Consider the following 11,923-nt stretch of genomic DNA (forward strand, 5'->3'; position numbering starts at 1 on the left):
TCACCCCGGGGGGTGCCGTTCGGAGTGTCAGGGGCGTGTGCAAGGCCCGAACGGCCCATCAGATCGGGTCCCGGACGGGTACTCGCGAGGCTGTGCGAACCGATGTTGACACCGGGTCGGACGGAGTAGCATCCCGCGCAACATCAACGTGATTCACGGGACACGTGGAGGAACGAAATGCGGGCGACTGCGCGAGTTCTGGTCTACAGCGACGACGCGGGCACCCGGGAGCAGGTGCGGCTGGCCGCCGGACGCAGGCCGGCCGCGGACCTGCCGCCGGTGGAGTTCCTGGAGTGCGCGACCCTTCCGGCGGTCCTGTCCGCGCTGGACGCGGGCGGCATCGACGTGTGCGTGCTGGACGGGGAGGCCACCCCCGTCGGGGGCATGGGGGTGTGCCGGCAGATCAAGGACGAGATCTTCCGCTGCCCGCCGGTCCTGCTGCTCATGGGGCGCCCCCAGGATGCCTGGCTGGCCACCTGGAGCCGCGCGGACGCGGCGGTGACCCTTCCGGTGGACCCGGTGGACTTCCCGGAGGTCCTGGCGGGCCTGCTGCGGCCCCGGCTGGCCCTGGACGCGTAAACGGCGCGGCGCCGCGTGCAAACGGCCCACGGGGGCCCGTACGGGCCCCCGTGGGCCGATCGAGGGCCTCTTTCGGGGGGTTCTGCGCGCCCGCGCGCGCCGGTTCAGACCTGCGGGCGGAGTCGGGCCTGGTCGACGGGGCTGCGGCCGTCCTGCGTGCCCTTGAGGAGGGCGCTGCCCTCGCGCCACTCCTTCCACTCCATGTTCCAGTCGCCGAAGCCGTTCCCGAAGGTGTCCATGTCGTCGCCGATGCTGTTGATCACCTTGACGACGTCGCCCTCGGTGATGTTCTCGTAGAACCAGGCGGCGTTGCCCGTGCTCATGCCGGTGCAGCCGTGGCTGACGTTCTCGTAGCCCTGGGAGCCGACGGACCACGGGGCGGCGTGCACGTATTCACCACTCCAGGTGACGCGCGTCGCGTAGTAGACGGGCAGGTTGTAGTACTCGCTGCCGCCGATGCCCACGGTGTCGCCGCGCATCTGGACGAAGTACTGCTTGCCGAGGACCACCTTGATCCCGTTTCGGGTGGAGAAGCCCGGCTTTCCGGTGGTCACCGGAATGGTGTTGATCACTTCTCCGTTGCGGCGGAAGGTGAGGTAGTGCGAGGAGGCGTCGGTGGTGACCTCGACGCGGTCGCCGATCTCCAGCTTCAGCGGCTTGGCCGCGGCGCCGTAGAGGTCGTCGGTGATCCTGACGCCCTCCAGGTTGCTCCGTACGGACACGGTGGTGTTGGCCGGCCAGTACTCCTTGGGCCGGAAGTGCAGGTTCTTGTCGTCGACCCAGTGCCAGGCGCCCTCGACGCCCTCCGGTGTGTCGACGACCAGGCCGCGCTCGACCAGCGCGCGGGCGGCCTTGTCCTTGACGGGTTCGTTGAGTTCGGCCGTGATGGGCTGTCCGACGCCGTACTTGCCCTCCTCGGGCCCGAACTCGACCTGGAGGACCCCTTTGGAGGGCGTGGTGTCGAACGCCATCGTGCGCTGCCCCGGAGCGCCCCTCTCGTCCTCCGTGTTGACGGTGACGGTGTAGCGGACGCCGGCGGCCAGCGGGACCGTGCTGTGCCACCGTTCGCCGGTGGCGGTGAGTTCGCCGGCCAGGCGGCGGCCGTGGGTGTCGACGACGGTGACGTCGGTGATCCGGCCGCCGCCGCTCTTCGCGGTGATCTCCAGTGGCCGGTTGTGGTCCACGGGGCGTCCGCCGGCCTTCTGGTTGAAGGCGACCTGCTCGCCCGCGTCAAACGGGCGGGCGGACAGCGGGTTCTCCTCTTCGGACCCACAGGCGGTGGCGCCGGCCCCGAGGGACGCGACCAGCAGGGAGCAGCCGATTACCGTCCAAAGACGCGGTGAGTGGTTCATGGGGCTAACGCTATGAAGATATGACAATTACGGCGCGCGGGGTGACTGCAAACGAGGGGCCCGGACTCCTCTGCTCGAGGTGTCCGGGCCCCTGGTGTCGTGCGTGGGTGCCGCTTTTGTTACTGGTTCTGGTTCTCACCGCGGTAGTACTCGTACACCCAGCCCCACAGGCCGATCACGATGATCGGGGCCGAGAAGTACATGAGCCACCAGCCGAAGATGACGCCCATGAAGGCGAGCGCGCCACCGATGGCCAGCGAGAGCGGCTGCCAGCTGTGCGGGGAGAAGAACCCCAGCTCGCCCGCCTCGTCGGCAACGTCGGCCTCCAGGTTGTCCTGGGCCATCTCGTCGACGCGCTTGGCCGTGAAGGCCAGGTAGTAGCCGATCATGACGCTCAGGCCGAAGGCCAGGAAGAGCGCGGTGGTGCCCACGGGCTCCTTCGACCACACGCCGTACACGACGGCCATGATCAGGATGAAGAAGGAGAGCCAGAGGAACATCTTGCCCTGGATCTTCACTTGCCGGCCTCCTTGCCACCGGTGACGGCCTTGGTGCCGGCGCCGTGGTCCTCAAGGTGGTCGAGGGCCGCGATCTCCGGGTGGTGCAGGTCGAACGCCGGGGACTCGGAACGAATCCGCGGGAGGGTGAGGAAGTTGTGCCGCGGCGGCGGGCAGGACGTCGCCCATTCGAGCGAACGGCCGTAGCCCCACGGGTCGTCGACCTCGATCTTCTTCCCGTACTTCGCCGTCTTCCAGACGTTGTACATGAAGGGCAGCATCGACAGGCCGAGCAGGAACGAGCTGATCGTGGAGATCGTGTTCAGCGCGGTGAAGCCGTCGGCCTCGAGGTAGTCGGCGTAACGACGCGCCATGCCCTCGGCGCCCAGCCAGTGCTGCACCAGGAAGGTGCCGTGGAAGCCGACGAACAGCGTCCAGAAGGTGATCTTGCCGAGGCGCTCGTCCAGCATCTTGCCCGTGAACTTCGGCCACCAGAAGTGGAAGCCGGAGAACATCGCGAACACCACGGTGCCGAAGATGACGTAGTGGAAGTGCGCGACGACGAAGTACGAGTCGGAGACGTGGAAGTCCATCGGGGGCGAGGCCAGGATGACGCCGGTCAGACCACCGAAGGTGAAGGTGATCAGGAAGCCGACGGCCCAGAGCATCGGGGTCTCGAAGGACAACGAGCCCTTCCACATGGTGCCGATCCAGTTGAAGAACTTCACACCGGTCGGTACCGCGATCAGGAAGGTCATGAAGGAGAAGAACGGCAGCAGCACACCGCCGGTGACGTACATGTGGTGGGCCCACACCGTCACCGAGAGGCCGGCGATCGCGATCGTCGCGGCGATCAGACCGATGTAACCGAACATCGGCTTGCGCGAGAAGACCGGGATGACCTCGGAGATGATGCCGAAGAAGGGCAAGGCGATGATGTACACCTCTGGGTGTCCGAAGAACCAGAAGAGGTGTTGCCACAGCAAGGCGCCGCCGTTGGCCGCGTCGAAGACGTGCGCACCGAACTTCCGGTCCGCCTCCAGCGCGAAGAGCGCGGCGGCGAGGACCGGGAAGGCGAGCAGGACCAGGACACCGGTCAGCAGCACGTTCCAGGTGAAGATCGGCATGCGGAACATCGTCATGCCGGGGGCGCGCATGCAGATGATCGTGGTGATGAAGTTGACCGAGCCGAGGATCGTGCCGAAGCCGGAGAAGGCCAGACCCATGATCCACATGTCGGCGCCGATGCCCGGCGAACGCACCGCGTCCGACAGGGGCGAGTAGGCGAACCAACCGAAGTCGGCCGCGCCGTTCGGCGTCACGAAGCCGGCGACCGCGATGGTCGAGCCGAAGAGGTACAGCCAGTACGCGAACATGTTCAGCCGCGGGAACGCCACGTCGGGCGCGCCGATCTGCAGCGGCATGATCCAGTTCGCGAAGCCCGCGAAGAGCGGGGTGGCGAACATCAGCAGCATGATCGTGCCATGCATGGTGAACGCCTGGTTGAACTGTTCGTTCGACATGATCTGCGTGCCCGGACGGGCCAGCTCGGCGCGCATGAAGAGCGCCATGATCCCGCCGATGATGAAGAACACGAACGACGTGATCAGGTACATCGTGCCGATGGTCTTGTGGTCGGTGGTGGTCAACCACTTCACGACGACATTGCCCGGCTGCTTGCGCCGTACCGGCAGCTCGTTCTCATACGAGTCGGCGGCGGCACCCTGAGATTCGTTGAGGATGCTCACAGTTTGTTCGTCTCCGAGTTCCGGGCCGGGTCGGTCTGCTTGATGCCGGCCGGCAGGAAGCCGGTCTGCCCCTTCTCGGCCAGTTCCTTCAGGTGCGCCTGGTACTTCTCCGGCGAGACGACCTTCACGTTGAAGAGCATCCGGGAGTGGTCCACGCCGCAGAGCTCGGCGCACTTGCCCATGAAGGTGCCCTCCTGGGAGGGGGTCACCTCGAAGACGTTGGTGTGGCCGGGGATGACGTCCTGCTTGAACAGGAAGGGCACCACCCAGAACGAGTGGATGACGTCGTTGGACGAGAGGATGAAGCGGACCTTCTCGCCCTTGGGGAGCCAGAGGGTCGGACCCGGGTTGCCCGTCTGCGGGTTCCGGTCACCGGGGACGCCCTGGGTGTAGACGCCTTCGGCGCCCTTGGGGAAGTCCTTGGCGAAGCGGTCCGGGATGGAGGCGAGCTCCTTGGGGACCGAAACGGCCCCCTCCTTCTTCTCCTCGCCGACCGACGGGGCCGGCAGCTTCGGGGTCGCGGGGTCGCCGTCGACGTCCTCGATGTAGTTGAAGCCCCAGCTCCACTGGTAGCCGACCACGTTGATGGTGTGGGCCGGCTTGGAGAGGGCGAGCAACTTCGACTCGTCACGCGCGGTGAAGTAGAAGAGCACCGAGACGATGATGAGCGGGACCACGGTGTACAGCGCCTCGATGGGCATGTTGTACCGGGTCTGCGCCGGAACCTCGATCTTCGTGCGGCTGCGCCGGTGGAAGATGACGCTCCACAGGATCAGGCCCCACACCAGGATGCCCGTGATCAGCGCGGCAGCCCAGGATCCCTGCCAGAGGGAGAGAATGCGCGGCGCCTCCTCAGTTACCGGAGTCGGCATTCCGAGGCGAGGGAAGTCTTTCCATGTATACGAGCAACCAGTGGCGGTCGCCAGGACCACGCCCGCAGTCAGCGCCTGGAGCAGCTTCCGCCGCATCGGGCGCCGCGGCGAGCGGTCGGAGCCGTAGGGACTCACGTAGCGCCTTCCCGAGAGTCTCGGCCCGCGTGGCTGGCCGCGGCCGTATTCGGGTCGGTCGCCGGCCCTGACGCAGGCAGGGGTTTGGATGTTTATGCGGACCAAACCCTACTGGACGCTATTTGGGGTCGCGCGGGGAGGGTGCCCAACGCGCCGCTACTGACCCCGAAGGGGTGGATCCGCCGTCCGGGGGACGGGCCATCCGGCCCTGAATGGCGCACTCCGGCGGACAACTGACGACCCCTGACCTCGGGCGCCCCGGGCCTGCGGTTAGCGTGGCCCGATGCCGTACTTCGACACCGCCTCAGCCGCCCCGCTGCACCCTGTGGCCCGTCAGGCGCTGCAGGCCGCCCTGGACGAGGGCTGGGCCGACCCGGCCCGGCTGTACCGGGAGGGACGCCGCGCCCGGGTGCTGTTGGACGCGGCGCGCGAGGCCGCGGCCGAGGCGGTGGGCTGTCGCCCCGACGAGCTGGTGTTCACTCCTTCGGGGACGCACGCGGTTCACACGGGGCTCGCCGGAGCCCTGGCGGGACGCCGGCGGGTCGGCGGCCGGCTGGTGGTGTCGGCGGTCGAACACAGTTCGGTACTGCACGCCGCCGAGGTGCACGCGGCCGGCGGCGGCACCGTCACCGAGGTGCCGGTCGACCGCTTCGGCGCGGTCGACCCGGCGGGGTACGCCGCCGTGCTCGGCCCGACCACGGCGCTGGCCTGTCTCCAGTCGGCCAATCACGAGGTGGGCACCGTCCAGCCGGTGGCGGAGGTGGCCGAGGTGTGCGGCGCGGCCGGGGTGCCGTTGCTGGTGGACGCGGCGCAGTCGCTGGCGTGGGGCCGGGTGGGGGGAGGTTGGTCGCTGCTGACCGCGAGCGCCCACAAGTGGGGCGGCCCGCCCGGGGTCGGCCTGTTGGCGGTCCGCAAGGGCGTCCGCTTCTCCCCCCAAGGCCCGTCGGACGAAAGGGAGTCGGGCCGCTCCCCCGGTTTCGCCAACCTGCCCGCGATCGTGGCGGCGGCCGCCTCGCTGCGGGCGGTGCGCGCCGAGGCAGACGTGGAGGCGGCCCGACTGCGGGTGCTGGTGGACCGGATCCGGCGGCGGGTGGCCCGGCTGGTGCCGGACGTGGAGGTGGTCGGCGACCCGGACCGGCGGCTGCCGCACCTGGTCACGTTCTCCTGCCTGTACGTCGACGGGGAGACCCTGCTGCACGAGCTGGACCGGGCGGGCTACTCGGTGTCCTCGGGCTCGTCCTGCACCAGTTCGACCCTGACGCCGTCGCACGTGCTGCGGGCGATGGGCGTGCTGTCGGAGGGGAACGTACGGGTGTCCCTGCCGGCCGGGACCACCGCCGACGACGTGAACGGCTTCCTGGAGGTCCTGCCGCGCGCGGTGGCCGACGTCCGGGAGCGGCTCGGGGTGACGGAGCCGCAGCCGTGCGCGCCGGTCGCGGACGCGGTGCGCCTCGACGCCCTGGGGCTGCGCTGCCCCCAGCCGGTGATCGAACTGGCCCGGGCGATCGTGACCGTCCCGGTGGGCGGCACGGTGACGGTCGTGTCGGACGACGAGGTCGCCCGCCTGGACATCCCGGCCTGGTGCGCGATGCGCGGCCACGCCTACCTGGGCGAGACGGCGGCCGAGGTGGGCGTGGCGTACGCGGTCCGCCGGCTGCACTGACACGCGTACGGCCGGGCGCGCGGCGCGAGCCCGGCCGGATGCGCGGCGGGAGGGCTCCCGCCGCGCGGTGGGGCGGCCTTACGCCGCGAGGTGGGACCGGACCTCGGCCGCGGCCTCGTCCCCGTACGCCTTGGTGAAGCGCTCCATGAAGTGGGCCCGCGCCAGGGTGTACTCCTGCGTGCCCAACGTCTCGATCACCAGCGTGGCGAGCATGCAGCCCACCTGCGCCGCCCGCTCCAGGCCGACGCCCCAGCCCAGGCCGGTCAGGAAGCCGGCGCGGAAGGCGTCGCCGACGCCCGTCGGGTCCACCTTCGCGGTCTCCTCGGGGCAGCCGACGACGATCGGCTCCTCGCCGACCCGGTCGATCCGCACGCCCTGGGAGCCCAGCGTCGTCACCCGGGTGCCGACCTTGGCCAGGATCTCCTGGTCGGTCCAGCCGGACTTCGACTCGATGAGGCCCTTCTCGTACTCGTTGGAGAAGAGGTACGTCGCGCCCTCCATCAGGGTGCGGATGTTGTCGCCGTCCATGCGGGCGATCTGCTGCGAGAAGTCGGCGGCGAAGGGGATCCCGCGCGTGCGGCACTCCTCGGTGTGGCGCAGCATCGCCTCGGGGTCGTCGGCTCCGATGAGGACGAGGTCCAACCCGCCCACCCGGTCGGCGACGGCCTTCAGCTCGATCAGCCGGGCCTCGCTCATCGCGCCCGTGTAGAAGGAGCCGATCTGGTTGTGGTCGGCGTCCGTCGTGCAGACGAAGCGCGCGGTGTGCAGCACCTCGGAGATCCGCACGGACTCGGTGTCGACCCCGTTGCGGTCCAGCCACGCGCGGTACTCGTCGAAGTCCGAGCCGGCCGCGCCGACCAGGACGGGACGCGAGCCGAGCTGACCCATTCCGAAGCAGATGTTCGGGCCGACACCGCCCCGCCGCACGTCGAGGTTGTCCACGAGGAAGGAGAGGGAGACCGTGTGCAGCTGGTCCGCGACCAGCTGATCGGCGAAACGGCCGGGGAAGGTCATGAGGTGGTCGGTGGCGATGGAGCCGGTGACTGCGATGCGCACGGCGTGGATGCTCCTGCGGAGGGCGGCAAGGGGGACATTCAAAACTACCCGGTCCTCGGCGTCCGGCCGACCGTACGAAACTACCCCGTAGTAGCCCTTTCTTCGCCCGCCGGGCCGGGCCTACGGTGCCCTCATGACCTACAGCGATGGCTTCGGGTACGCCGACCACAACGCCGAGATCCGTCCCGGTTTCGCACGACTGCTGGGCGACTGCGCCCGGATGGCCCCGCACTGGGCGGTCCCGGCGGGCCCGCGTCCGGACCGGGTGGCACCGTCCCAGATCCACGGCATCAGCGTCCCGCCCTCCTCGGCCCGCCTGATCGCGTCGACCGCGGAGTACGGCGACTAGGTCGTCTCTTCGGGATCGATCCGGCCCCGGCCGCTCCCCGGGGGAACCGGTTGCGCCCCTGGTCCGTCACACCCGCATCACGTACGACGGGACGAGTGAAGGAGCGATTCGGTGACCAGCGAAGAACCCGACACAGCACGCGCCACACGACGGCGGCCGGCCTGGGCCATCGGCTCGATCGCGGCCGCCGTCCTGCTCGCGGGTGGCGGTACGGCCTACTGGGCGTCGACGGCCCACGGCGACGGTTCCGGCGCCGGGCGGACGAACGAGCGCACGGCCGCCGCGGCCCGCGAGGCCGGGACCCCCTCGGGGCCGGGGATCGCCCCCGGCGAGCCGGACCCGTCCGGCGGCGGGGTGACGTACCGCGCGGACGTGAAGCTGCCCGAGGCCCCGGCGAAGGCGCCGACGTTCGCCGCTTCGGGCGAGGTGACCTCCGAGGAAGTGGCGCGGCTGGCGAGCGCGTTGGGCGTCACCGGCGCGCCCCGGCTGTCGGGCGGGCAGTGGCTGGCCGGCGAGGGCGCCGACGGTTCCGGGCCCCGGCTGACGGTCGCCCTCAAGGCTCCCGGCACCTGGACGTTCAACCGTTTCCAGCCGGCCGGTGACAACGGCGGGGGCGGGGACTCCTGCAAGCGCGGTCAGGACACCTGCGGCCCGGCCACCCTCCCGAAGGAGCCGCAGGGCTCCGCCGGCGCCACTCCGGTCTCCGAGGAGGCCGCCAAGGCCGCCGCGGCCCCGGTGCTGGCCGCCGCGGGTCAGGCCGGCGCGAAGCTGGACGCCCGCCTGGCGCAGGGCTCGGCCCGGGTGGTGACGGCGGACCCCGTCGTCGGTGACCTGCCCACGCAGGGCTGGTCGAGCAAGGTGAGCGTGGGTCCGGACTCCCGGGTGGTGACGGCGAGCGGCGAGCTGAAGGCGCCGGTCCGGGCCGCCGAGCAGTCGGTGGTCGGGGCCGTCGAGGCGCTGGCCCGGCTGAACGCCGGGAAATCGGGGTCGAACGGCACGGGTACGGGCCCGAGCGGCTGCGCGACCTCGGTTCCGCTGACTCCGGACACCCCGGTCGGGGCGACCGACACGCTGCCCTGCAACCCGGAGCCGCGCCCGATGAAGCCGCCGCGGACGGAGACCGTGCGGGGCGCCGTGCTCGGGCTGGCGCCCGGGACGGTGAACGGCGCGCGGGGTCTGGTTCCGGCCTGGCACTTCGAGGTGGCCGGCAAGGACGGCGCGGCGGGCCACACGGTGGTCCAGCCGGCCTCGGCCGAGGAGAGCACCGCTCCGGCGCCGGTGCCGCCGACGGGGGGACGCACCGTGCCCGGGTTCTCGTACGCCGAGGCCGACCGGAAGCTGACCGTGAACTTCTGGGGCGGGGTGTGCAGCGCCTACGCCGTCGAGGCGCGCGAGGAGGGCGCGTCCGTACTGGTGAAGATCACCGACACCCCGAACAAGCCGGGTCAGAACTGCATCATGATCGCGGAGGAGATGTCCCGGACGGTGACCCTCAAGGAGCCGCTCGGCGACCGGAAGGTGGTCGACGCGACCACGGGCAAGCCGCTCCCCCGCGGGTGAGCCGGGAGGGGCCCCGTCGCGACGGGGCCCCGGGCAGCGATTGCCGACATGCGAGCCGCGAGGTGCCCGACATGCGAGAGGGCCCGCGCACCAGTCGTACTCGACCGGTGCGCGGGCCCTCGTCGTACAGGCTTAGCTGAACGAGTCGCCGCAGGCGCAGGAGCCGGTGGCGTTCGGGTTGTCGATGGTGAAGCCCTGCTTCTCGATGGTGTCGACGAAGTCGATGGAGGCACCGTGGAGGTAGGGCGAGCTCATCCGGTCCGTGACGACCTTGACGCCGTCGAAGTCCTTGACGACGTCGCCGTCGAGGGAGCGCTCGTCGAAGAAGAGCTGGTAGCGCAGGCCCGAGCAGCCACCGGGCTGGACGGCCACGCGCAGCGCCAGGTCCTCACGGCCTTCCTGCTCCAGCAGGGTCTTGACCTTCACGGCGGCGGCGTCGGACAGGAGGATGCCGTCGCTCACAGTGGTCTTGTCGTCCTGTACGGACATCTGCATTCACTCCCGAAGTGGGCGGCTCCCCGCCGGAGGCTGGGGAAACGTCGGACTCTTGCCGTCGGTGGCAACCAGCGCGATCGCGGATTCATTCCGGGTCCCGCACCTTGTCTCGATATTCATGCTCGCACACCGGCACGGGGGGACGAACCCGACGGACGAGCGAGTTCCGGGGCGAGCGAATTCGTCACATCGACGCTATCGGGCATCGTCAAACTGACGTGAAGCGGTTATGATAGATAACGTCAAATAGACGAGAAGTCGAAGCGCTTCCTCGGAAGTACCTAGTCGCAGAACAGAAAGGGTGCGTGTCGTGACCACCGCCCAGCCTTTGGACGTCCAGCCGACGCCCCTTGCCCTGCTGCTGCTCGGCCGCGAAGCCGACCCCAAGAGCGAGCGCGGGGTGGAGTGCCCCGGCGACCTGCCCTCGCCGTCGGACCCGAACCTGGTGGCGCGCGCCCGCGCGGCCAAGGAGAAGCTCGGGGACAAGGTCTTCATCCTCGGCCACCACTACCAGCGCGACGAGGTCATCGAGTTCGCGGACGTCACCGGCGACTCGTTCAAGCTGGCCAGGGACGCGGCCGCCAAGCCGGAGGCCGAGTACATCGTCTTCTGCGGCGTCCACTTCATGGCCGAGTCCGCGGACATCCTCACGTCCGACGACCAGAAGGTCGTCCTCCCCGACCTCGCGGCCGGCTGCTCGATGGCCGACATGGCCACCGCCGAGCAGGTCGCGGAGTGCTGGGACGTGCTGACCGAGGCCGGGATCGCGGGCGACACCGTGCCGGTCTCCTACATGAACTCCTCGGCCGACATCAAGGCCTTCACCGGCAAGCACGGCGGCACGATCTGCACGTCGTCCAACGCCAAGAAGGCCCTGGACTGGGCCTTCGAGCAGGGCGAGAAGGTGCTCTTCCTGCCCGACCAGCACCTCGGCCGCAACACCGCGGTCCGCGACATGGGCATGTCGTTGGACGACTGCGTGCTCTACAACCCGCACAAGCCGAACGGCGGCCTGACCGTCGAGCAGCTGCGCGACGCCAAGATGATCCTGTGGCGCGGGCACTGCTCGGTGCACGGCCGGTTCTCGGTGGACTCCGTCAACGACGTCCGCGCCCGCATCCCCGGCGTGAACGTCCTGGTCCACCCCGAGTGCAAGCACGAGGTGGTGGCGGCCGCGGACTACGTCGGTTCCACCGAGTACATCATCAAGGCGCTGGAGGCGGCCCCGGCCGGTTCCAAGTGGGCCATCGGCACCGAGCTGAACCTGGTCCGCCGGCTGGCGAACCGATTCGCCGCCGAGGACAAGGAGGTCGTCTTCCTCGACAAGACGGTCTGCTTCTGCTCGACGATGAACCGCATCGACCTGCCGCACCTGGTCTGGACCCTGGAATCCCTAGCCGAGGGCAACCTGGTCAACCGGATCGAGGTCGACAAGGAGACCGAGAGCTTCGCGAAGCTCGCCCTGGAGCGCATGCTCGCGCTTCCCTAGCGGACTCCTCGAACACGGGTCGTTCCGTGCACGTCGTTCGTGCACGTCGTTCGTGCACGTCGTGCGTACGCGTCGTGCGTGCACCAGGAAGGGGCGCCCGGCTTGCCGCCGGGTGCCCCTTCGCCGTT

The 11,923-nt window shown here is 69.8% G+C and carries 11 protein-coding genes; 5 read left to right on the forward strand and 6 right to left on the reverse strand.

Translation table 11 applies throughout. The annotated features are described in order from the left end of the window. The first annotated feature begins 177 nt into the window (after window positions 1-177). Window positions 178-579 (forward strand): hypothetical protein, encoded by a 402-nt coding sequence (locus OTB19_RS14585; protein WP_267798585.1) that lies wholly within the window; start codon window positions 178-180, stop codon window positions 577-579. A gap of 104 nt (window positions 580-683) precedes the next feature. Here the strand turns inward: OTB19_RS14585 and OTB19_RS14590 are convergent, their stop codons facing one another. From OTB19_RS14590 to OTB19_RS14605, 4 genes are all read right to left on the reverse strand, one after another. After that, window positions 684-1,931: a L,D-transpeptidase gene (locus tag OTB19_RS14590; RefSeq protein ID WP_053676067.1), complete on the reverse strand. Its 1,248-nt coding sequence runs from the start codon at window positions 1,929-1,931 to the stop codon at window positions 684-686. Between the two features lie 119 nt (window positions 1,932-2,050). Continuing rightward, window positions 2,051-2,449 carry a cytochrome c oxidase subunit 4 gene (locus tag OTB19_RS14595; protein ID WP_053676068.1) on the reverse strand — a complete coding sequence of 133 codons (399 nt, stop codon included), beginning with the start codon at window positions 2,447-2,449 and terminating at the stop codon, window positions 2,051-2,053. Continuing rightward, window positions 2,446-4,176: a cytochrome c oxidase subunit I gene (gene ctaD, locus OTB19_RS14600; RefSeq protein ID WP_267798586.1), complete on the reverse strand. Its 1,731-nt coding sequence runs from the start codon at window positions 4,174-4,176 to the stop codon at window positions 2,446-2,448. The genes OTB19_RS14595 and ctaD overlap by 4 nt, the downstream gene beginning before the upstream one ends. Continuing rightward, window positions 4,173-5,183, reverse strand: a complete 1,011-nt coding sequence (locus OTB19_RS14605) for a cytochrome c oxidase subunit II (RefSeq protein WP_267798587.1) — start codon at window positions 5,181-5,183, stop codon at window positions 4,173-4,175. Before OTB19_RS14605 ends, ctaD begins: the two co-directional genes overlap by 4 nt. Before the next feature lie 283 nt (window positions 5,184-5,466). Between OTB19_RS14605 and OTB19_RS14610 the strand changes: the two genes are divergently transcribed. Continuing rightward, window positions 5,467-6,846 carry an aminotransferase class V-fold PLP-dependent enzyme gene (locus OTB19_RS14610; RefSeq protein WP_267798588.1) on the forward strand — a complete coding sequence of 460 codons (1,380 nt, stop codon included), beginning with the start codon at window positions 5,467-5,469 and terminating at the stop codon, window positions 6,844-6,846. Between the two features lie 78 nt (window positions 6,847-6,924). Here the strand turns inward: OTB19_RS14610 and OTB19_RS14615 are convergent, their stop codons facing one another. Next, the gene (locus tag OTB19_RS14615) at window positions 6,925-7,902 is read right to left on the reverse strand and encodes a carbohydrate kinase family protein (RefSeq protein WP_267798589.1); all 978 of its coding nucleotides are present in this window, start codon (window positions 7,900-7,902) and stop codon (window positions 6,925-6,927) included. A 133-nt stretch (window positions 7,903-8,035) separates the two neighbouring features. On the opposite strand from OTB19_RS14615, the gene OTB19_RS14620 reads away from it, so the two are divergent. Beyond that, complete coding sequence (locus OTB19_RS14620; RefSeq protein WP_267798590.1) at window positions 8,036-8,251, forward strand: hypothetical protein; 216 nt, start codon at window positions 8,036-8,038, stop codon at window positions 8,249-8,251. A 111-nt stretch (window positions 8,252-8,362) separates the two neighbouring features. Beyond that, on the forward strand, window positions 8,363-9,811 hold the full coding sequence (locus tag OTB19_RS14625) for a hypothetical protein (protein ID WP_267798591.1): 1,449 nt from the start codon (window positions 8,363-8,365) through the stop codon (window positions 9,809-9,811). A gap of 132 nt (window positions 9,812-9,943) precedes the next feature. Here the strand turns inward: OTB19_RS14625 and erpA are convergent, their stop codons facing one another. Then, complete coding sequence (gene erpA / locus OTB19_RS14630; protein WP_053676136.1) at window positions 9,944-10,300, reverse strand: iron-sulfur cluster insertion protein ErpA; 357 nt, start codon at window positions 10,298-10,300, stop codon at window positions 9,944-9,946. A 307-nt stretch (window positions 10,301-10,607) separates the two neighbouring features. Here erpA and nadA point away from each other — a divergent pair, with 307 nt between their 5' ends. Further along, window positions 10,608-11,795: a quinolinate synthase NadA gene (nadA, locus tag OTB19_RS14635; RefSeq protein ID WP_267798592.1), complete on the forward strand. Its 1,188-nt coding sequence runs from the start codon at window positions 10,608-10,610 to the stop codon at window positions 11,793-11,795. Window positions 11,796-11,923: the final 128 nt, after the last annotated feature.

The organism is Streptomyces sp. H27-H5 (assembly GCF_026627505.1).
Lineage (GTDB): Bacteria > Actinomycetota > Actinomycetes > Streptomycetales > Streptomycetaceae > Streptomyces.